At 65.7% G+C, this 21,210-nt stretch carries 20 protein-coding genes; 15 read left to right on the plus strand and 5 right to left on the minus strand.

What is annotated here, in order from left to right; translation table 11 throughout:
* Positions 1-152: 152 nt before the first annotated feature.
* The 6 genes from EV669_RS03745 (at position 153) to EV669_RS03770 (ending at position 7,006) form a co-directional block, all read left to right on the plus strand.
* Positions 153-980, plus strand: coding sequence for an ABC transporter ATP-binding protein (locus EV669_RS03745; RefSeq protein ID WP_083460502.1), 828 nt, complete (start codon positions 153-155; stop codon positions 978-980).
* Positions 974-2,956 (plus strand): iron ABC transporter permease, encoded by a 1,983-nt coding sequence (locus EV669_RS03750; protein WP_165922692.1) that lies wholly within the window; start codon positions 974-976, stop codon positions 2,954-2,956. The genes EV669_RS03745 and EV669_RS03750 overlap by 7 nt, the downstream gene beginning before the upstream one ends.
* A complete protein-coding gene (gene fhuF, locus EV669_RS03755; RefSeq protein WP_132097914.1) occupies positions 2,953-3,720 on the plus strand; it encodes a siderophore-iron reductase FhuF in 768 nt (255 codons plus the stop codon). Before EV669_RS03750 ends, fhuF begins: the two co-directional genes overlap by 4 nt.
* A complete protein-coding gene (locus tag EV669_RS03760; protein ID WP_165922693.1) occupies positions 3,707-4,615 on the plus strand; it encodes an ABC transporter substrate-binding protein in 909 nt (302 codons plus the stop codon). The genes fhuF and EV669_RS03760 overlap by 14 nt, the downstream gene beginning before the upstream one ends.
* A gap of 148 nt (positions 4,616-4,763) precedes the next feature.
* Positions 4,764-5,942, plus strand: a complete 1,179-nt coding sequence (locus tag EV669_RS03765) for a PQQ-dependent sugar dehydrogenase (RefSeq protein ID WP_318271303.1) — start codon at positions 4,764-4,766, stop codon at positions 5,940-5,942.
* A gap of 65 nt (positions 5,943-6,007) precedes the next feature.
* The gene (locus EV669_RS03770) at positions 6,008-7,006 is read left to right on the plus strand and encodes an SDR family oxidoreductase (RefSeq protein ID WP_207913773.1); all 999 of its coding nucleotides are present in this window, start codon (positions 6,008-6,010) and stop codon (positions 7,004-7,006) included.
* Between the two features lie 56 nt (positions 7,007-7,062).
* Here EV669_RS03770 and EV669_RS03775 read toward each other — a convergent pair whose 3' ends face one another.
* Complete coding sequence (locus tag EV669_RS03775) at positions 7,063-7,494, minus strand: organic hydroperoxide resistance protein (RefSeq protein ID WP_132097916.1); 432 nt, start codon at positions 7,492-7,494, stop codon at positions 7,063-7,065.
* A 251-nt stretch (positions 7,495-7,745) separates the two neighbouring features.
* Between EV669_RS03775 and EV669_RS03780 the strand changes: the two genes are divergently transcribed.
* Positions 7,746-7,985 carry a hypothetical protein gene (locus tag EV669_RS03780; protein WP_132097917.1) on the plus strand — a complete coding sequence of 80 codons (240 nt, stop codon included), beginning with the start codon at positions 7,746-7,748 and terminating at the stop codon, positions 7,983-7,985.
* Between the two features lie 142 nt (positions 7,986-8,127).
* On the opposite strand, the gene gyrB is transcribed toward EV669_RS03780, so the two are convergent.
* The 3 genes from gyrB to dnaA all read right to left on the minus strand — a co-directional run bounded on the left by gyrB (position 8,128) and on the right by dnaA (position 13,164).
* A complete protein-coding gene (gene gyrB / locus EV669_RS03785; protein WP_132097918.1) occupies positions 8,128-10,518 on the minus strand; it encodes a DNA topoisomerase (ATP-hydrolyzing) subunit B in 2,391 nt (796 codons plus the stop codon).
* Positions 10,519-10,609: 91 nt separating this feature from the next.
* Positions 10,610-11,716, minus strand: coding sequence for a DNA polymerase III subunit beta (gene dnaN / locus EV669_RS03790; protein ID WP_054287249.1), 1,107 nt, complete (start codon positions 11,714-11,716; stop codon positions 10,610-10,612).
* A 47-nt stretch (positions 11,717-11,763) separates the two neighbouring features.
* Positions 11,764-13,164 (minus strand): chromosomal replication initiator protein DnaA, encoded by a 1,401-nt coding sequence (gene dnaA / locus EV669_RS03795; RefSeq protein ID WP_054287250.1) that lies wholly within the window; start codon positions 13,162-13,164, stop codon positions 11,764-11,766.
* Positions 13,165-13,444: 280 nt separating this feature from the next.
* Between dnaA and rpmH the strand changes: the two genes are divergently transcribed.
* The 7 genes from rpmH to EV669_RS03830 all read left to right on the plus strand — a co-directional run bounded on the left by rpmH (position 13,445) and on the right by EV669_RS03830 (position 19,639).
* Positions 13,445-13,579: a 50S ribosomal protein L34 gene (gene rpmH / locus EV669_RS03800; protein ID WP_054287251.1), complete on the plus strand. Its 135-nt coding sequence runs from the start codon at positions 13,445-13,447 to the stop codon at positions 13,577-13,579.
* A 3-nt stretch (positions 13,580-13,582) separates the two neighbouring features.
* Positions 13,583-13,945: a ribonuclease P protein component gene (gene rnpA / locus EV669_RS03805; RefSeq protein WP_054287252.1), complete on the plus strand. Its 363-nt coding sequence runs from the start codon at positions 13,583-13,585 to the stop codon at positions 13,943-13,945.
* Entirely contained in the window at positions 13,921-14,130 is a 210-nt protein-coding gene (gene yidD, locus EV669_RS03810; protein ID WP_132097919.1) for a membrane protein insertion efficiency factor YidD, read from the plus strand. Before rnpA ends, yidD begins: the two co-directional genes overlap by 25 nt.
* Positions 14,131-14,149: 19 nt before the next feature.
* Complete coding sequence (gene yidC / locus EV669_RS03815; RefSeq protein ID WP_132097920.1) at positions 14,150-15,796, plus strand: membrane protein insertase YidC; 1,647 nt, start codon at positions 14,150-14,152, stop codon at positions 15,794-15,796.
* 118 nt (positions 15,797-15,914) lie between these two features.
* Positions 15,915-17,270 carry a tRNA uridine-5-carboxymethylaminomethyl(34) synthesis GTPase MnmE gene (mnmE, locus tag EV669_RS03820; protein ID WP_054287262.1) on the plus strand — a complete coding sequence of 452 codons (1,356 nt, stop codon included), beginning with the start codon at positions 15,915-15,917 and terminating at the stop codon, positions 17,268-17,270.
* 335 nt (positions 17,271-17,605) lie between these two features.
* Positions 17,606-18,679 carry an HD-GYP domain-containing protein gene (locus EV669_RS03825; protein ID WP_132097921.1) on the plus strand — a complete coding sequence of 358 codons (1,074 nt, stop codon included), beginning with the start codon at positions 17,606-17,608 and terminating at the stop codon, positions 18,677-18,679.
* A gap of 99 nt (positions 18,680-18,778) precedes the next feature.
* A complete protein-coding gene (locus tag EV669_RS03830) occupies positions 18,779-19,639 on the plus strand; it encodes a substrate-binding periplasmic protein (RefSeq protein ID WP_165922694.1) in 861 nt (286 codons plus the stop codon).
* On the opposite strand, the gene ugpQ is transcribed toward EV669_RS03830, so the two are convergent.
* Positions 19,551-20,285, minus strand: a complete 735-nt coding sequence (gene ugpQ / locus EV669_RS03835) for a glycerophosphodiester phosphodiesterase (RefSeq protein ID WP_132097923.1) — start codon at positions 20,283-20,285, stop codon at positions 19,551-19,553. The two genes, EV669_RS03830 and ugpQ, sit on opposite strands and share 89 nt — an antisense overlap.
* A gap of 169 nt (positions 20,286-20,454) precedes the next feature.
* Between ugpQ and EV669_RS03840 the strand changes: the two genes are divergently transcribed.
* Positions 20,455-21,210, plus strand: coding sequence for a sulfite exporter TauE/SafE family protein (locus EV669_RS03840; protein WP_132097924.1), 756 nt, complete (start codon positions 20,455-20,457; stop codon positions 21,208-21,210).

Genomic DNA, 21,210 nt, shown 5'->3' on the forward strand with positions numbered 1-21,210 from the left:
CGCCGTGAGCTGGCCTCGTCGCAGCGGTACCGTCCAGGACACGGCCCGGGCCGCATGACACGCTATTATAGATAATTATTCTCATTACCATTAAAATATGCAGGGTGTTCATTCCACCCTACCGGGCCGCTACGTCGGCCCGGACCGCTGCCATGTCTGCCTCTTCTCCTCCGCTGCTTGCCGCCGACGCGATCGCCGTGCGGCTGGGCGGCCAGACCATTTTCGATGCGCTTTCCGTCCAATTCGATGCCGGCCGCGTCTATGCCCTGTGCGGGCCGAACGGCTGCGGCAAAAGCACGCTGCTGCGCACGCTGGCCGGCCTGATCGCTCCAGCCAGCGGACAGGTCCGCCTTGAGGGCCAGGACCTCGCGCGTATGCGCCCCCGCGACCGTGCCCGTCGGCTGGCGATGCTGGCACAGAGCCACCTGACGCCAACGGGCCTGACGGTACGCGAGCTGGTGGCCTGCGGCCGGTTTGCGCATGCCGGCCCGGGCCACCGGCTACGGGCCGCCGACACCACCGCCATTGACCATGCCTTGGCCCTGACCGGGCTGGAGGCCCTGGCCGGACGTGATGTAGCCACGCTCTCGGGCGGGCAGCGGCAGCGTGCCTGGCTGGCGATGGCCCTGGCTCAGGAAGGCACGCTGCTGCTTCTGGACGAACCCACTACCTATCTGGATGTGCACCACCAGATCGATGTGCTGGAAACAGTGCGGCGCCTCAACCGGGAACACGGGCTGACCGTGGTGTGGGTGCTGCACGACCTCAACCAGGCCGCCGCCTTCAGCGACGAACTGCTGCTGATGAAGTCGGGGCACCTGGTGGCGCGTGGCACACCCGATGCGCTGATGCAGCCGGCGCTGATGCGCGAAGTGTTCGAGGTAGAGATGTGGCGCCTGCCCGGCAGCACACCGCCGGTATGCCTGCCGCGCTACGTGTCGGCCCCGCTGCCCCACGACCAGCGGGTGCAGGCATGCTGAACCACGCCCTGCCCCGACGGCTGCCGGACATCGGCGGCAGCGGCTGGCTGCTGCTGGCGCTGGCCGTTGCGCTCGGACTGGCTTCGGCCAGCCTCTTTTCCGGGCTGCCGGCCAGCCCGGCCGTACACGGGGAAGTCCTCACCACGCTGCGGCTGCCGCGGCTGGCCGCCACCCTGATCGCAGGCGCTGCACTGGGTCTGGCCGGGGCACTGCTGCAGGCGATGACCCGCAACCGGCTGGCCGCGCCCTCGGTGCTGGGGGTGACCAGCGGCGCGCAGATCGGGCTGCTACTCAGCCTGTTGCTGCCCGCCGCACTGCGGCCGGCCAGCATTGTGCCGGTGTTTGCGGGCGGCCTGCTGGCCGCGCTGCTCACCTTTGCCGTGGCCGGCGGCTGGCGCGCCAGCCCGCTCCGACTGATCCTGGCCGGGACAGCCACCACCTTGCTGCTCTCTGCCCTCACCGCGCTACTGCTGATCATCAATGAACAGCATATCGCCGGGCTGGCGCTGTGGGGGGCGGGTTCGCTGTTCCAGAACGGCTGGGACGGCGTAGTGCGGGTACTGCCTTGGGCAGTGCTCGCAGGCTGGGTAGCCCTGCGGCAGGCCCGCGCGCTGACGGTGCTGGCACTGGGAGACGAAGCGGCCGCGAGCTTGGGGCTGAGGGTGGACGCACTCCGACGACGCACCCTGGCCGTGGCCACCCTACTGTCGGCCGTAGCCGTAACCCTGGCAGGCCCGGTGGCCTTCATCGGTCTGATCGCCCCCAATCTGGTGCGCCTGGCCGGTGGTGCCCATCCGGGGCGCTTGCTTCCCGGCTCGGCCGTGGCAGGCGCGCTGCTGATGCTACTGGCTGACGTCTTGGTGCGGCAGACGACGCCGCTCACGGGCGGACTGCCGCTGTCGGTGGCTACCGCGTTGATCGGCACCCCCCTGCTGCTGTGGCTGATTCGTGGCCAGCCCCGCCTGTCGCCGCCCACGCCCGATGCCCCGGTGGCAGCAGTGCGACACCGGCGCTGGCCGCTGTGGCCGCTGGCCTTGGCAGTGCCGCTCGTTATTTATGCCGGCGTCACTCAGGGCAGTCTGCCGCTGCCCGCGGGCGCTTGGACGGACTGGTGGCAGGGCGCGTCCGGTACCGGCGCCTTTCTGGTGGAACTGCGGCTGCCCCGGGTGCTGGCCGCGCTCTCGGCCGGCGCCCTGCTGGCGCTGTCCGGGCTGCTGCTGCAGCAGGTGGTGCGCAATCCGCTGGCTGGACCCGAGATGATGGGCGTGACGCAAGGCGCGGGGCTGGCCGCGCTGTCGGTGGCCCTCGTCTGGCCTGCGGCCCCTGCAGCAGCCGGCTGGCTGGCGAGCTTTGCCGGCGCCAGCGCGGTGTTGGCCGCGGTGCTGTGGCTCAACCGCCGCAGCGATTACGAACCGGTCAAGCTCGCCCTCAGCGGCATTGCCTTTGCCGGCCTCTTGGCGGCGCTGGCCACCCTGGTGGTGGTCGCCGCCAAGGTCCAGGCAGCACAGGCGCTGGTGTGGCTGGCCGGCAGCAGCTACGGTCGGGGCCGGGCGCTGCTGCCGGCCCTGCTGCCTTGGCTGCTACTGGGCCTGCCTGCGCTTTGGCTGACGCGCCTTCTCGGGCTTTTGATGCTGGGGGACGAGCAGGCCGCAGCCATTGGAGTGCCGGTGGCGCGACTGCGAGTGGGGGCCTTGGCGCTCTCAGCGCTGGCAGCGGCGGTGGCGGTGGCGGCGGTGGGGCCGGTCGGATTCGTGGGGCTGGCGGCACCGCATCTGGCCACGCTGCTGGTCGGGCCACGTCCCGGCGCCCGCCTGGCGGCCACGCTGCTGTGCGGAGGGGTGCTGTGCGGGCTGGCGGACGTGCTGGGACGCACGCTGCTGGCCCCGCTGGAAATCCCGCTCGGGCTGATGACCGCCGCTCTCGGGGCCCCTTACCTGCTGTGCCTGCTGGCGTACCAAGGGCGGAGCCGGGCATGAGCACGCTTCACGACTGCCTGCAGGGCACACTGGCCCCCTATCGGGAGAGCGTGGTGGCTGGCCACACGCCGGAGGCACTGCCGCTGGCGGCGCTGATTTCTGGAGCAAGGTTGGCCGAAGCCCTGGCCGGGACCGCCGCGCGCTACCCAGGCGCCCCGGCGCGGGCCCAAGTGTCGCAGTGGATCAAGGCCGTCTTCCGTCTGCTCATTCCGCCAGTGCTGGCCGGGGCGGTACTCGGACGACTGGCCCTGCCGCTGGAGCCGGCACGTATCGGACTGCGCCCGGGCCCCGACGGCCTGCCGGTGGTACTGGAGCTGGATCATCTGGGGGTGCCGCTGGAGGCCGGGCAGCCCGTCGCGGCCGCCTGCACGCCGCTTACCGAGCAGGTGCTGGCACCGCTGATCGCCACCGTGGCCACGCATGGCCGTATCAGCCCACGCGTGCTGTGGAACAGCGCCGGCAACCTGATGGAGTTCGTACTGGCCCACCTGACCGCGGCGGGCCATGCCGAAGCAGCTGCCTGCCAGGCAGTGCTGCTGGAGCCCAAGAAACGGCCCGACGGTTCGGCCAACCTCTTGTGGCAGCCGGTGCGCTACGTCCCTTCGTTCCTGCCGCCCATCCCCTCGCCGGTGCGCCTGCGGCGGCTGTGCTGCCTGCGTTACGAACTGCCGGGCGAGGTGTGCTGTGCCACATGCCCGCTGCTGCCCAACAAACCCGAATCCGAACTTTATGCCCTTCTGGAACACTGGCATGCCCAACCCTGACCGCCGCCGGCTTCTGGCCGCCGCCGGCGCCCTGCTGATCGCTCCGCTCGCCGCCCACGCCGCACCGCCACCACTACGGGTGGTGGCCCTGGAATACAACTTGGTAGAGATGCTGTTGGCACTGGGCCTGACGCCCGTGGGAGTCGCCGACCTCAAGGGCTACCGACGCTGGGTGGGGTTGGGCCAGCAGACGCTGTCCGGCTGCGTCTCGGTGGGCACGCGCCAACAGCCCTCACTGGAGGCAATCGCCGCACTGCGCCCCGACCTGATCCTTGGGGTGGACTTCCGGCACCAGCCGCTACTGCCGCTACTGCCGCTACTGTCGCGGCTGGCGCCGACGCGGCTGCAAGCCAGCGACCGTACCGGCAACGGGCTGGCGCTGATGCGGCAGGATTTTCGCCAGCTGGCGGTCTGGACCGGACGCAGCCAGGCCGCCGAGTCCGAGCTCGCGCGGCTGGACGACTGCCTGTCGCGCCTGCGCGGTCAGTTGGGCCCGTCTGCCAAGCAGCGCATGGGCGTACTGCAGGGACTGGGCGGCAGCCCGCAGTTCTGGGCGTTTGCCGGCAACAGTCTTGCCGGCGGTGTGGTGGACGCGCTGGGCTGGCAGAATGCCTGGCCAGCCCGTGACGCCCGCCAGGGCATCGTCACGCTGACAGTGGAAGACCTGCTGGACAGCACGGCCAGCCTTACCGCCGTCACCGACCCGCGTGCCGACTTCACCCGTGGCGCCCTGTGGCAGCGCGTGCCCGCCGTGGCCGAAGCCCGGCTGCGCCGCCTGCCGGCCGACACCTGGCTGTTCGGCGGGCCCTGGTCGGCCCGAAGGTTGGCCGAACGGCTGGCCACGGCCTGGGCGCCAGCGGCGCACGCCATTTGCTCCGGGGCGGTATCACCCTGACGAGACACGCCCATGCGCCACCTGCCGGTTCTCCTTTCCTGCTGCCTTGCCTTGGCTGCCTGTGGTGACACCGCTCGCCTGAACCTTGCCGACAGCACCGGCCCGGTGCCACGGCTGCCCCCCGCCGGTACGCACCCTGCTGCCCACGGTGGCGATCGCCCCGGCGCGTGGCTGGCAGGAAGGCCAGGCCCCGCTGGCCGCCCCGGGCACCCGCGTCCAGCGCTTTGCCTCCGGGCTGGACCATCCGCGCTGGCTGTACGTACTACCCAACGGCGACGTACTGGTGGCCGAGACCAATGCCCCGCCACGTCCGGCGGACAGTGCCGGCCTGAAAGGCTGGGCGATGAAGAAGGTGATGCAACGGGCGGGCGCCGCCACGCCCAGCGCCAACCGCATCACCCTGCTGCGCGACACCGACGGCGACGGTGAGGCCGACGTGCGCACCACCTTCCTTGAGAGCCTGCATTCTCCCTTTGGCATGGCGTTGGTGGGCAATGCGCTGTACGTGGCCAACACCGACGCGCTGATGCGCTACACCTATACACCGGGCGCCACCCGCCTGGCCGGCCCGGGCACGCGAGTGACTGACCTGCCCGCAGGCCCGCGCAACCACCACTGGACCAAGAACCTCATCGCCCACCCCGATGGCCAGCGGCTGTACGTGACCGTAGGCTCCAACAGCAATGCCGCCGAACATGGCCTGGAAGAAGAAACCGGCCGTGCCGCGATCTGGGAAGTGGAAGCGGCCACCGGGCGCAAGCGGTTGTTTGCCACCGGTCTGCGCAACCCCAACGGCATGGCTTGGCAGCCGGACACCGGCCGGCTGTGGACGGTGGTGAACGAACGCGACGAGCTGGGCAGCGACTTGGTGCCTGACTACCTCACCGAAGTGCACGATGGCGCCTTTTACGGCTGGCCGTTCAGCTACTTCGGCCAACATCTGGACCCGCGCGTCGCCCCGCAGCGGCCGGATCTGGTCGCCCGCGCCCGTGTGCCCGACTACGCACTGGGCACGCATGTCGCCCCCTTGGGGCTGGCCTATAGCCAGCGCAACGCCCTCCCCACTCTCTTTCATGACGGTACCTTCATCGGCGAGCACGGCTCATGGAACCGTCGCCCGCCCAGCGGCTACAAAGTGGTGTTCGTGCCTTTCCGCGACGGCCGCCCCGCCGGCCCGCCTATCGACGTGCTGAGCGGATTCACCGGCCCGGACGGCCAGGCCTTCGGCCGCCCGGTGGGCGTGGCCTTCGATGCCGACGGGCATCTTCTGGTAGCGGATGACGTGGGCAATACCGTGTGGCGGGTGCAGGGCACCGGTGCACGCTAGCCGGGCACAAAGCCTGCCTGCCCAGCGGGGGACCCCCAACAACCCTCTTCTGAAAGGAGTGCCCCGTGAGCCAGAACGACGGCAAACCCCACAACCCGCAGGCCGACCACACCGCCGACAGACAACGCGCCATCCAGCGCGAGCAGGATGCCCACGATGCCGGCCAGGACAGCGGCGAAGCCAACAGCGGCGCCATGCAGGCCGGCGCACGCACCCAGCCGGCCGACATGCCGGCCCAGCACATCGAGAAACCTGGCCACGAGAATGAGCTGGCGCTGCGCCCGCGCTTCGAGGCCCCCGACTACAAGGGCAGCGGTAAGCTGGAGGGCAAGTCCACGCTGATCACCGGCGGCGACTCCGGCATCGGCCGGGCCGTGGCAGTGCTCTACGGCCGCGAAGGGGCCGACGTGGCCATTGTCTATCTCAACGAGCACGAGGATGCGGAAGAAACCCGCCGCTGCATCGAGGCCGAAGGCTGCCGTTGTCTGCTGATTCCCGGCGACGTGAAAGATCCCGCCTTCTGCCGCGAGGCGGTGGCGCGCACGGTGGAAGCCTTCGGCGGGCTGGACGTCCTCGTTAACAACGCCGCCTTCCAGGAGCACGCCGAAACGCTGGAAGACATCACCGACGAGCGCTTCGACGAAACGCTGCGCACCAACGTCTACGGCTACTTCCAGATGACCCGCGCCGCACTGCCCCATCTCAAGGAGGGCGCCGCCATCGTCAATACCGGCTCGGTCACCGGCCTGCAAGGCAGCCCCAAGCTATTGGACTACTCCACCACCAAAGGGGCTATCCACGCCTTCACCAAAGCGCTGGCGCAGAACCTGGTCTCCCGCGGTATCCGCGTCAACGCCGTCGCCCCCGGCCCGGTGTGGACCCCGCTGAACCCGGCCGACTCGCCGGCAGACAAGGTGGCCGAATTCGGCAAGAGTACCGACATGAAGCGCGCCGCCCAGCCGGAAGAACTCTCGCCCGCGTATGTGTTCCTGGCTTCGCCCGTCTGCTCCAGCTACATCACCGGCATCGTCCTGCCGGTTACCGGCAGCGTGGGCGCCATCTAGTGCCCCCGCGCGCATGAAAAGGGCGGCCGCTGGGCCGCCCTGTCTATCTGCGTTGCTCAGACCGCAGTCACCTCGATCTCCACCTCCACATTGCCCTTCACCGCGTTGGAGTAGGGGCACAGGTCATGGCCGGCGGCCACCACGCGCTCTGCATCCTCCTGCGACAGGCCTTCCACCTTTACCTCCAGCCGCACCGTCAGCCCGAAGCCACCGCCATCGGTGGTACCGATCCCCACCGACGCACGCACCTCCACCGACCGCGGCCGCAGCTTGAGCTGCTGACCCATGTATTCGCAGGCTCCGCCAAAGCAGGCCGCATAGCCCGCTGCAAACAGGTCCTCCGGTGTGGTGGCACCCGCCTTGCCCGGCCCACCCATCGCCTTGGGCACCGAAAGGTCCACGCTCACCAGCCCGTCGTCGGACTGCGTGTGCCCATTGCGCCCGCCGGTGGCTGTGGCGTGCGCAGTGTAGAGAACTTTTACCGCCATTGTTCTGCTCCTGAGTAGGTTGCTGTCATATGCCAGCCCGAACGGGGCCGTACCGGCGACGCACAGCCGGTACCAAAGCCGAAGCAAATACGGCGCCTTGGAGAGGGAGATTAGGGATGGAGACTGTGCTCTTCTCCGAGAGATCCCGCATTGGGGAGGTTTCAGGCGGCGCGGTAGCAACATTGAGCTTGCTGATTGAGGAGCAATCTTCCTACCGGCTCAAAAGTGTCTAGAGAAGCCGGGGCGATTCAATGGACCTTCTGCCGGAAGATGCAATACCGCAACTCGAAGCCTTCCTGAAGGACAAGAGCTACGTCTTCGACAAGATCAAAGAGCAGAATAGACAGCGGCACTTCTTCAACCAGCCGGCCGTACTGCTGGCTTACTTCCTAGTGGAGAGGATGCCTGCTCAAACCGAGGAAAGCTGGCCAATCGAATCGGATGACTTAGCAAAAGTGTTCAGCGATTTAGGCAAGAGATACGGTGGCTGAGTATATGCTGATTCCGTATCTAGAGCGCCGTCCCATTCAACAAGATCCCGAAGCCCCACAAAAAAGGCCACCTCGCGGCAGCCTTCTCTGTTACATCTAAAAAACTGGGGAAAAATCTAAACTCCAACGGGATCCTACAGCCTCACACATCAATATTTCGTGCAATCAGCGCGTTGCTTTCAATGAAGGCGCGGCGCGGTTCGACGTTGTCGCCCATCAGGGTGGTGAACACATCGTCGGCACCCATGGCGTCCTCGATCTTCACCTTCAGCAGGCGGCGCACGGTGGGGTCCATGGTAGTTTCCCACAGCTGCTCGGGGTTCATCTCGCCCAGCCCCTTGTAACGCTGGATATTCATGCCTTTCTTGGCTTCGGCCAACAGCCAGTCCAGCGCGTCGCCAAACTCGGCCACCGGGCGGGCAGTTTCGCCACGGCGCACCTGGGCACCCGGGTGCAGCAGGCCGCGCAGTAGGTCGCTGGTCTTCAGCAGCTCGGCATAGTCGCCGGACTCGAAGAAAGTCTGGTCCAGGTAGGTGACCATGAAGTTGCCGTGCAGCTTGCGCACGATCTTGATCAGCTGGCTGTCGTTCTTCTCGTCGTGCACCAGGCTCAGCGCAATCTGCTCGGGGGGCACCAAGGGCAGCAGGGCCTGCAGGGCGGAGGCAGCAGCAGCGGGGGTGTCCAGCGCCAGGCGCGGCAGCTTGAGCAGCGCCTGCAGTACCAGCGTATCGATGACGCGGCTCTCGCGCTCGATGACGGACCGGGCCACCAGATACTGGCGAGCGATGTTGGCGAGAGCATCGCCCGAAAGCACGGTCTGGCCGTCGCCGGTGTCCAGTTCGGACTTGTCCAGCGCCAGCTGCAGCAGGTACTGGTTCAGCTCGTTGTCGTCCTTGAGGTAGCGCTCCTGCTTGCCGTGCTTGGCCTTGTACAGCGGCGGCTGGGCAATGTAAATGTGGCCGCGCTCCACCAGTTCGGGCATCTGACGGTAGAAAAAGGTGAGCAGCAGGGTGCGAATGTGGGCGCCGTCCACGTCGGCATCGGTCATGATAATGATACGGTGGTAGCGCAGCTTGTCCGGGTTGTACTCTTCCTTGCCGATGCCGCAGCCCATGGCGGTAATCAGGGTGGCGATCTCCTGGCTGGCCAGCAGCTTGTCGAAGCGGGCTTTTTCCACGTTGAGGATCTTGCCCTTCAGCGGCAGGATGGCCTGGAACTTACGGTCGCGGCCCTGCTTGGCCGAACCGCCGGCGGAGTCCCCCTCCACCAGGTAGAGTTCGGACATGGCCGGGTCCTTCTCCTGGCAGTCGGCGAGTTTGCCCGGCAGGCCCATGCCATCCATGATGCCCTTGCGGCGGGTGATCTCGCGGGCCTTGCGGGCGGCCTCGCGGGCGCGGGCGGCGTCCACGATCTTGCCGGTGATGATCTTGGCCTCGTTGGGGTGCTCCAGCAGGAAGTTGCGCAGCGATTCGCCTACCACTTCGTTGATGACCGGCCCAATCTCGCTGGAAACCAGCTTGTCCTTGGTCTGGCTGGAGAACTTGGGGTCGGGCAGTTTCACCGACAGCACGCAGGTCAGGCCTTCGCGCATGTCGTCGCCAGTGGTGTCCACCTTGGCCTTCTTGGCCGCGTCGCTTTCCTCGATGTAACCATTGAGGGTGCGCGTCATCACCTGACGCAGCGCGGTGAGGTGGGTACCGCCATCACGCTGCGGGATGTTGTTGGTGAAGCACTGAACCGACTCCTGGTAGGAGTCGTTCCACTGCATGGCTACTTCCACCGTCATGCCGTCGCGCTCGCCCACAGCGTGGAAGACCTTGCTGTGCAGCGGGGTCTTGTTGCGGTTCATGTACTCGACGAAACCGGCCACACCACCCGAGAAGGCAAAGTTCTCCTCTTTGCCGTTGCGCTTGTCGATCAGGGTGATGGCCACGCCCTGATTGAGGAAGGACAGCTCGCGGATGCGTTTGGCCAGGATGTCGAAGTGGTATTCGATGGTGCCGAAGGTTTCAGTGCTGGCGAAGAAGGTGACCTCGGTACCGCGGTGGGTGCTGTGGCCGGTTACGGCCAGCGGCGCCACGGGCTCGCCGCGGCGGAACTCCATCTCGTGCACCTTGCCGTCGCGCCAGATCTTCAGCTTCAGCCAGTCGGACAGGGCGTTCACCACCGAGACGCCCACACCATGCAGGCCGCCGGAAATCTTGTAGCTGTTGGAGTCGAACTTGCCGCCTGCGTGCAGCACCGTCATGATCACTTCGGCGGCAGAGCGGCCCTCTTCCGGATGGATGTCGGTGGGAATGCCGCGGCCGTTGTCCTCCACCGAAACGGAGTTGTCCGGGTTGATGGTGACCTTGATGGTGTCGGCATGGCCGGCCAGGGCTTCATCGATGGCATTGTCGAGCACCTCGAACACCATGTGGTGCAGGCCGGTCCCGTCCTGTGTGTCGCCGATGTACATGCCCGGGCGCTTGCGTACCGCGTCCAGACCCTTGAGGACCTTGATGCTCTCCGCGCCGTATTCCTGTTCGCTCATAAAACGCAACTCTTTCGTATGACGGTATCACCGGGGCCGTCGGCCCCCGCGGGCGCTTCGGCCAACCCTGCAGGGTTGGCCGAAGGCCGGATCAGATGCGCATCGGCATCACGATGTATTTGAAGTTGGGGTTGTCCGGAATGGTGACCAGCGCGCTGCGCGTGGCATCGCCGAAGGCCAGTTGCAGCGTGTCCAGTGGCAGGTTGGTCAGCACATCAAGCAGGTAGTTGATGTTGAAGCCGATCTCCAGCGTGCCGCCATCGTAGGCGATCTCCAGCTCTTCCTCGGCCTCTTCCTGTTCGCTGTTGGTGCACAGGATGGACAGCGAGCCGGGCTTGAGCACCAGCCGCACTCCGCGGAACTTCTCGTTAGCCAGGATGGCCGCGCGCTGCAGCGCCTGCAGGAAGGGCGCACGCTCGATCAGGAAAATCTTTTCGTTGTCCAGCGGGATCACACGGTTGTAGTCGGGGAACTTGCCGTCTACCACCTTGCTGATGATGACGGTGGCGCCCAGACTGAAGCGCACCTGGCTGCCCAGCAGGTCAATGGTGATGGGCTCGTCGCTATCCTGCAGCAGCTTGTACAACTCCAGCACCGTCTTGCGCGGCAGGATCACTTCGCTCTTGGGCAGCGCGGTTTCCACCTCGGCGGCGGCAAAAGCCAGCCGGTGGCCGTCGGTAGCCACCAGGCGGATCGCTTGGCCGTCGGTCTGCAGCAGCAGGCCGTTGAGGTAGTAGCGGATGTCCTGTACCGCCATGGCGTACTGCACCTTGGCGATCAGCTGGCGCAGTTCGCGCTGCGGCAGGCTGAAGCTCGCCTCGGCTGCCTGGTTGGCCGTCAGGTGCGGAAAGTCATCGGCCGGCAGCGTCTGCAGGTTGAAGCGGCTCTTGCCTGCCTTTAGCGTCAGGCGGCCGTCCTGCTGCTCCAGCGTTACCATGGTCTTGTCGGGGATGGCGCGCAGGATGTCCTGCAGCTTCTTGGCCGATGTGGTCAGGCGGAAGTTCTCGCCAGCCAGCGCTTCCGGGCTGGCCGTGTTGATCTGGATCTCCAGGTCGGTCGCCAGGAAGCTGACCTCGCCGCCCTTTTTCTCGACGAGCACGTTGGAAAGAATCGGCAGCGTATGGCGGCGTTCCACGATCCCGGTCACCGCGAGAAGCGGCTTGAGGAGGGCATCGCGTTCGGCTTGCAGGATCAGCATGCAAAAAACTCCCGTTGAATAACGATGGTATCGGTCAGATGCGGCATTCAGTTGCGCAGCATGGAAAGCAGCGTTTCGTAATCATGCGCCATGTCGGTGTCGTTGGTGCGCATTTCGGCAATAGTCTTGCAGGCGTGCAGGACGGTGGTGTGGTCCCGGCCGCCGAAGGCGTCGCCGATGTTGGGCAGCGACAGCTGGGTCAGCTCCTTGGCCAGCGCCATCGCCACCTGGCGTGGGCGGGCGATGTCGCGACTGCGTTTCTTGCTATGCATGTCCGACAGCTTGATCTTGTAGTACTCGGCCACCGTCTTCTGGATGGCATCTACCGTCACCTGACGGTTGCCGGCAGCCAAGATGTCCTTCAGGGCCTCCTTCACCAGCTCCATCGAGATGCTTTGGTTGGTGAAGCGCGCATACGCCACCACCCGCTTGAGCGCACCCTCCAGTTCGCGCACGTTGGAGCGCACGTTCTGGGCAATGAAGAAGGCTACCGCATTGTCCAGCTTGATACTGTCTGCCTCGGCTTTCTTCATCAGGATCGCCACGCGCATCTCCAGCTCCGGCGGCTGGATCTCCACCGTCAGACCCCAGGAGAAGCGCGAAATCAGGCGCTCTTCCATGCCTTCGATCTGCTTGGGATAGGTGTCGCAAGTCATGATGACCTGCTTGCCGCCCTCGATCAGCGCGTTAAAGGCGTAGAAAAATTCTTCCTGCGTGCGGTTCTTGCCGGCAAAGAACTGGATGTCGTCGATCAGAAGCAGATCCAGGCTGTGATAGTAACGCTTGAACTCGTCAAAGGCCTTGTGCTGGTAGGCACGCATGATGTCGGCCACGTAGCGCTCGGCATGAATGTAGCGGATGCGCGCGGCCGGGTTCTTCTGGTACACATGGTTACCGATGGCCTGGATCAGGTGGGTCTTGCCGAGGCCCACGCCCCCATACACGAACAGCGGGTTGTACGCCGGGTCCCCCGGGTTCTCGGCAATCTGCAGCGCCGCAGCACGCGCTAGCTGGTTGCCCTTGCCGGTCACCAGCGTCTCGAAGGTGAAGCCGGGGTTGAGACGGGTGCTTTCGTGGCCGGCGCCGATCGCCTTTACGGCAGCCTGCTTGGCTTGGCTGAGCGCATCGTTGTGCACCGTCTGTGCCGTTTCGGGAGGGGCCATGCGTGGCGCGGGCCGGCTGGCGGGGGCTGCGGGCGCGCCGCTGGCCGAGCCGATGCGCAGCTCCACTGGCATCTGGCCCACCAGTTCGGCCGCCAGCTCCTCGATGCGCCCGAGGAAGCGCTCCTTGATGAACTGCATGATGAAGCGGTTGGGCGCGTACAGCAGCACGCCCTCGTCGGCCAGCTCGGCGGACAGGGGCTTGATCCAGGTATTGAACTGCTGTGCGGACAGTTCGGCTTCCAGGCGGGCAAGGCAGGCCGGCCAGAATTGGTCCAGTTCGGTCATCAAGATACGTGTAAGTAGTGTGCCAGCCGCCGGAAAGGACGGCTTCGCGTGCCGCAGGCGGCAAGGCCGGGCAGATCGGAGGCCGGGGCGGCAGAAGGCAAGCGCAGCCCGGCAGGCCGGTCATTTCTTGCGCAGCGTCTGCCGAGCGTTAAACTGTGACATTCTAAAGCTTTTTCCCAAAGTTATCCACAGCCCGGAGAAAAATTAGCGGTTGACAACCTTTCGGGTTTCTTGTCAAATCGCGTGTTTATTTTGCCCGTCTAGTATAGGACCACAGATCATGAAGCGTACTTACCAGCCTTCCGTTACGCGCCGCAAGCGCACCCACGGTTTCCTCGTTCGCATGAAGACCCGCGGCGGCCGCTCCGTCATCCGCGCCCGTCGTGCCAAGGGCCGCAAGCGTCTGGCTGTGTAAGCATTGGCCTTCCGCTTCCGCCGTTCGTACCGGCTCCTAAAAACGGATGAGTTCTCATCCGTTTTTAGTTTGCGCCAGGCACGCAGCAATGCGTTCTTCCAGGTGTACATGCGCCCCAACCCGCTGGGACATCCCCGCCTGGGCCTGGTGGTGGGCAAGAAGACGGCCAAGCGGGCCAACCGCCGAAACTACATCAAGCGCACGGTACGGGAGTGGTTCCGGCTCAACCAGCATGCGCTGGGCAGCGCCGACTACGTGGTTCGCGCCCGCCTGTCCTTCACCCGCGACACCCGCGCGGACGCTGTCACGGCATTGTCCGCACTCTTTGCTAAACTAGCCCGATGTCGCGCCTCTTCATCCTCCTGATCCGCTTCTACCAGCTGGCCATCAGCCCGTGGATCGCGCCACGCTGCCGCTACCAGCCCACCTGCTCGAGCTATGCCCTCGAAGCGGTGAGCCGTCACGGTGCGTGCAAGGGAGGCTGGCTGGCGCTCCGACGCATCGCGCGCTGCCACCCATGGGGCGGCAGTGGGTACGACCCGGTCCCATGAACTTTCCGGTAAAGACGAGATGGATTCCAAACGACTGATTATCTTCATCGTGCTGTCGATGGGCATCCTGCTGCTGTGGCAGGAGTACTTCGCGCCCAAGGCACCGCCCAAGCCGGTTGCCGCCCAGACGGCCACGACCGATGTGCCTGCCGCTGCGGCGCCCGCTGCTGCGCAGCCGGCGGACACGGCCCAGCTGGCCCGCGGCCAGCGCGTGGTGGTGACCACCGACGTGCTGCGCGCCGAGATCGACACCCAGGGCGGGGACCTGCGTCAGCTGTCCCTGCTCAAGCATGATGCGGCCGAAGACCCGAACAAGCCCTTCGACCTGCTGACCGACAAGGGTGGCCGCACCTACATCGCCCAGACCGGCCTGGTGTCTGCGGCCAACCCGCAGCTGCCAACGCACAAGACCGTGTTTTCTGCGGAACGGACCGCCTACAGCCTGACGGGCGACAAAGTGGAAGTGCGCCTGACCGCGCCGGAAGCTGGCGGCGTGAAGGTGGCGAAGGTGTACACCTTCCGCAAGGGCGGCTACGACATTGCGGTGCGCTACGAAGTGACCAACCTCGGCACGCAGCCCCTGACTGCCAGCGCCTACTACCGCCTGCTGCGTGACGGCAAGGCGCCAGAAGGCGAAGGCCGTTTCGCCCATACCTTCACCGGCCCGGCCGTATTCACATCCGAGCACAAGTTCCAGAAGGTATCGTTCGAGGACCTGGACAAGAACAAGGCCGACTACGCCCGCAGCGCAGGCGATGGCTGGGTGGGGATGGTGCAGCACTACTTCCTGAGCGCCTGGATCCTCAAGCCCAAGGATGGCAGCAGCGTCTGCAGCAGTGCCACCGCCTGCCGCTTCGAGCTCAAGCCCACCAGCGGCCTCTATTCGGCCGCCGCGATGGTAGACCTGAAGCCGATCGCACCGGGCCAGACCGGTACCCTGACCGTACCGCTGTACGCCGGCCCGCAGGAGTACGACGTCATCACCCGCGTGGCCGATGGCCTGGAATACTCCAAAGACTACGGTTGGGTGCATATCTTCGCCTCGCCGCTGTTCTGGCTGCTGACCAAGTTGCACGCCATCGTGCAGAACTGGGGTTGGGCCATCATCCTGCTGACGCTGATCGTGAAGGGCGTGTTCTACCCCCTCACCGCTGCGTCCTACCGCTCCATGGCCAAGATGAAGGCGCTATCGCCGCGCCTGGAGCGCCTGAAGGAGCAGTACGGCGACGACCGCATGAAGTTCCAGCAGGCCGTGATGGAGATGTACAAGACGGAAAAGATCAACCCCCTGGGCGGCTGCCTGCCCATCCTGATCCAGATTCCGGTGTTCATCGGCCTGTACTGGGCACTGCTGGCGTCGGTGGAACTGCGCCAGGCGCCGTGGGTGCTGTGGATCCACGACCTGTCACGCCCGGACCCGTACTATGTGCTGCCGGCCCTGATGGCGATCTCCATGTTCGTGCAGACCTTCCTCAACCCGCCGCCGACCGACCCGATGCAGGCGAAGATGATGAAGATCATGCCGATCGCCTTCTCGGTGATGTTCTTCTTCTTCCCGGCCGGTCTGGTGCTGTACTGGGTGGTGAACAACATCCTGTCGATCTCGCAGCAGTGGTACATCAACCGCCAGATCGAACAGGCCAAGAAGGTCGTTCTGCCGTCCTAAGTCCTGCTTCGGCCAACCTTCCAAGCCCGACCCCGCGGTCGGGCTTTTTGCTGACTGCGCGCCCGGCGGAGGTTTCTGCGATACTGCCGCTCGCATGACGCGCCCGAGGACCCTGACCATGAGCCTTGCCTATACTCCCGTTCCCATCTGCGCCATAGCCACCGCCCCTGGTCGTGGCGGCGTAGGCGTCATCCGCATTTCCGGCCCCGGCCTGCTGCCGATGGCCCAGGCGCTGACCGGCGGCAAGACGCCGCGTCCGCGTCATGCGCTCTTCACCGATTTCCTGGCGGCCGACGGCAGCCCGATCGACAACGGTCTGCTGCTGTACTTTCCCGCACCCCACTCCTTCACCGGCGAAGATGTGGTGGAACTGCAGGGACATGGCGGGCCGGTGGTGATGAAGATGCTGCTGGCGCGGTGTGTGGAGCTGGGCGCCCGCCTGGCCGAGCCGGGCGAGTTCACCAAACGCGCCTTCCTCAACGACAAGCTCGATCTTGCCCAGGCCGAGAGCGTGGCCGACCTGATCGATGCGGCCAGCGAAACCGCCGCGCGCGGGGCGCTCAAGTCGCTCAAGGGTGCCTTCTCCGGCGAGATCCACCATCTGGTGGACGACCTCATCACCCTGCGTATGCTGGTGGAGGCCACACTGGATTTCCCCGAGGAAGACATCGACTTTCTGGAAAAAGCCGACGCGGTGGGTCAACTGCACGCCCTGCAGGCACAGCTGCGCCGGGTGCAGGCCACGGCCCGCCAGGGCGCCATCCTGCGCGAGGGGATGACGGTGGTGCTGGTGGGCGAGCCCAACGTGGGCAAGTCGAGCCTGATGAACGCCTTGGCGGGCGACGAGGTGGCCATCGTCACCGACATCGCCGGCACCACCCGCGACACCGTGCGCGAAGAAATCGTGGTCGAGGGCGTACCGATGCACATCATCGACACGGCCGGGCTGCGCGACACCGACGACGTGGTGGAACGCATCGGCATAGAGCGCACTTGGCAGGCGGTGGAAAAAGCGGATGCTGTGCTAGTGCTGGTCGACAGTCGCACCACGCCGGGCGCGGCAGTGGAGGCGATCCTGGCCCGCCTGCCCGCCAGGCTGCCGCGGGTGTTCGTGTTCAACAAGATCGACCTTTCGGGGCAGAGCCCAGGGTTGGCCGAAGGCCCGGGCGGCGCGCGCGCGGTGCGCCTGTCGGCACGCACCCAAGCCGGCGTGAGCGAACTGAAGGCCCAACTGCTGGAGCTGATCGGCTACACCGGCGCCGACGAAGGCGTTTACCTGGCGCGCGAACGCCATCTGGACGCGATCCGCCGTGCGGGCCAGCATCTGGAGACCGCCGCTGGCGTCTGGCAGCAGGTAGAGCTGTTCGCCGAAGAGCTGCGTCTGGCGCAGAACGCCCTGTCCGAAATCACCGGCAGCTTCACCCCGGACGATCTCCTCGGCGTCATTTTCAGCCGGTTTTGTATCGGCAAGTGAACGCCTCCCTCAGCGCAGCGCCCCGCCCAGCGGGGTGTTTTCCGTTCGGGGCTGCCTGGTTCGCGGCCCGGCTCAGGCAGGTCCTTACAGCCACGTATTGCCCCCCTTGGCACGCATCTGCCCTCCACCCTAGCGGACCTAGTCTCTGCACCCCGCAAGAGCGGGCTCCCAGGCCCGCTTTCTGTCAAAAAGTCCGGTTCGGCCTGGCACCCGCTATCTCTGACACCCGTTTCACGGCAGCGCCCGCTTTCTGCAGCAGGCTTGATCTAACCGGCTTGTACCGCACCCCCTTTACGCACTACTCTCGGCAGCATCACGCTCCCAAAGTGCCCCGCATGAACGGACCAGACCTTTCTACCCGCCCGGCGCTTTCCCGGGCCTGCCTTGAGGCACGCGCCTTCCAGCCCATCATCGATGCGCTGACCGCACATGTGGCGCTGCTGGATGGCGATGCCACCATCGTCGGCGTCAACGCGGCCTGGATGCGCTATGCCGACGCCAACCAGGGCCATCAGGCCGACTACGGCATCGGGCTCAACTATCTTGCTCTGCTGGAGGGGATACAGGGGTGTGTGCCGGGCGATGCCAAGAGTGAGGAAGACACCCTGATTGCCCGTCAGGTGGCGCAGGGCCTGCGCGAGGTGCTGAGCGGACGGCGTGAGAAGTTCCAGCTGGAGTACCCCTGCCCCTCCCCCACCGAATCACGCTGGTTCTTGGTGACAATCACACCGTTTCCCCATCCGGGTCAGCTGCGCGTGGTGGTGGCCCACGAGGATCTCACCGCACTTAAGCAGGCTCAGGAAACTACCTTGCGGCAGACCGCGCAGCTGGCCGGCGCTTTCAGTTCCACGGTGGATGCCATCGCCTTGTTCGTGGAAAAACGCGACCCCTACACTGCCGGCCACCAGCATCAGGTGGCGGTCCTGTGCGAGCGCATCGCGCGCCGGATGGGCCTGGATGCGGCGCGTCGCCACGGTCTGGTGCTGGGCGCCAAGATTCACGACATCGGCAAGATCGCCATTCCTGCGGACATCCTGGGCAAACCGGGCAGGCTGAGCCCGCCCGAACTCGAGATTATCCGCTCGCATCCGGAAACCGGGTACGACATCCTGCGCGGCATCGACTTCCCCTGGCCGATTGCAGACATGGTTTACCAGCACCATGAACGGCTGGACGGCTCGGGCTACCCGCAAGGATTGCAGGGCGATGCTATCTGTCTTGAGGCACGCATCATTGCCGTGGCCGATGTCTACGACGCCATCACCTCACACCGTCCCTACCGGCCGGCACGCCCGATGGAGACTGGGCTGTGCGAACTGATGGACGGACGGGGGCGGCTGTACGACAGGGAGGTGGTGGATGCTTTCATTGCGGTGATGCAGACACCGGAAAAGGCCCAACAGTTGTGAATGCCTAAAGAGTGAATCCGTATTCAATTTAATGCTTAAAGAATAAATCGCTGCCTATAATGGGCGCTTTGATATAGCCCTGTACGACTCATGGTCTTTATGCGCCCCCTGCGACAGGGCGTGCTGCTGGGCATGCTGGTGCTGCCTGCCCTTGCCGCCCCGGCCGGATCCGAGCGGCCCTTGCGCCTGGCCTTCAGCCCTTATGCCCCCTGGAAAGTGCTCGGTCCCACCGGCCTGCCGGCCGGGCCATATGTGGAGATCATCCGGGCACTCGCAAAGCGGATGGGTCTGCTGCTGACTTTCCGTGACTGCCCGCTGCAGCGTTGCCTGCTTGAGGCGGAGCGCGGGGATGTGGACCTAGTGATCGGCGTGCGGGGCACCCCGGAGCGCCGGGCCTATCTGCACTTTCTCGAACCGGCATTTGCACCCGCCTCTCCCATCCGCTTCTATCAGCGTCTCGAAGACCGCCGCGTGCTGCGCAGTCTGACCGACCTGAACGGTCTCTCGGTGGGCTGGACGGAGGGCGTGCAGTTTCCACCTCCGCTGCACCAACATGCCGGACTGATACGCGATCTTTCTCCCACCACGGCCAGCAGCTTCCGCAAGCTGCTGATGGCCCGGGTGGATGTGGTCCCCACCACCGAAGGCCGTGGCCGTGCCCTACTGCGTCAGGCAGAGTTTGCCGGACGGATCAGGCTTGCACCGCTAGTGGTATGGCCCGAGGAGGACCGCAAGATCGGCTTGGCCCGGCAGTCTCCGTACTACTCGTTGCGGCCGCGCTTCGAACAGGCCATCGCCGCCATGGTGGCTGACGGCACGATGCGGCACCTGTTGGCCGAAGGGCCCGAAAGCCGATCCGCCTCCGAACCGGCTACAGGCACAGCAAGCGGTCAGGCCGGTCGGTGCACAGCATGTCCACCCCCCAAGCCAGCAGTTGACGCGCCTCCAGCACGTCATTAACCGTCCATGCCATTACCCTGAGCCCGGCTGCATGCGCTGCCTCCACGCGTGAAGGCGTAAGCTGCAGCCGGTGAACATGCAGGGCCACCGCGCCCAGGGCCAGGGCGGCCGCCTGCCAGTCGTCACGCCAGCGCTCCAGCAGCAAGGCGCGTGGCAGGTGGGGCACCGCATCGCGCGCAGCCGCCAACGCCTCCTCCGAAAACGAGGACAGCAGCGGCGCAGGCAGATGGCCCTGCCACGCCGCAGCGGCCGCCTGGGCCACGGTGGCCCCGCTCTCTGCCGCCCGGCCGGCGCAGGGCTTGATTTCTAGGTTTACCGCCAGCGCAGTGCTACGCGCCGCCGCAGCCAGCTCGTCCAGTAGAGGGATTGGCTCGGTGGCGAACGCTGGATGATGACGGCTACCGGCATCCAGCCGGCGCAGCTCCGACAGGGTGAGATGCGCCACCGGACCGCTGCTGCCGCAGATGCGCTCCAGATCGTCGTCATGAAACAGCAGTGGCACGTTGTCGGCGCTGAGCTTGACGTCGCACTCCACCGCGCGGGCGCCCAGCCTGTGTGCCAGCATCAGGCCGGCCAAAGTGTTCTCCGGCGCCAGTGCCCCGCCCAGCCGATGAACGAACACCACTGGATAAGGCCATGCTTCCATATTTCCCCCTGCCTGCGCTCCGGGAGGTGCCCTGGAGCTTGGCGTATCATGCTGCTTTTGCCCGACGGCGTGCGGGCACCCTATCGTAAACCCTGCTTTACAAAGCGTCCGGCGAAACTTAATGTCCGGAAGCCTTGTGCGGCGCAGCAACCTGAAAGAATCACCCCTAATGGAATGGCTGTTTTTGTGCAGTATGGCTTTTTGTGCCGGCATGATCGACTCGGCCGTAGGAGGTGGCGGGCTGATCCAGCTCCCCGCGCTCTTCAACGCGCTGCCGCAAGCGCATCCTGCCCCGCTTCTGGGCACGAACAAGCTGGCCTCGGTTTTCGGCACCGCCAGTGCCACCCGTAGCTTCATGCGCAGGGTGCAGCTGCCGTGGGCGCTGGTGCTGCCGGCGACGGTGGCAGCCTTCTTTCTGTCTTTTGCCGGCGCCACCGCGGCCAGCCATATCCCCAAGGAAGTGATGAAGCCGGTGGTACTGGTGCTGCTGATTGCGATGGCGGTCTACACACTGATGAAAAAGGACTTGGGCAAACTGCACAAGCCGGCGGTGATCGGCCCGCGCGAGCGGCTCACCGCAGTATTGGTGGGTGGCAGCATCGGCTTTTACGACGGTGTGTTCGGACCGGGTACCGGGAGCTTCCTGATCTTTCTGTTCGTGCGCTGCTTTGCCTTCGACTTCCTGCATGCCTCGGCTTCGGCCAAGGTGGTGAACCTGGCCACCAACCTGGCGGCCCTGTCGTTTTTCGTGCCGTCGGGCAATGTGATGTACCTGGTGGCGCTGCCGATGGCCGCCTGCAATGTGGCCGGCTCGCTGGTGGGTGCGCGTATCGCGATTCACGGCGGGGCCGGCTTGGTACGTGTGCTGTTTCTGATCTTGGTCACCGCTCTGATAGGCAAATTTGCCTACGATCTATTGCTCTGA

Source organism: Gulbenkiania mobilis (genome assembly GCA_004346645.1).
GTDB lineage: Bacteria > Pseudomonadota > Gammaproteobacteria > Burkholderiales > Chromobacteriaceae > Gulbenkiania > Gulbenkiania mobilis.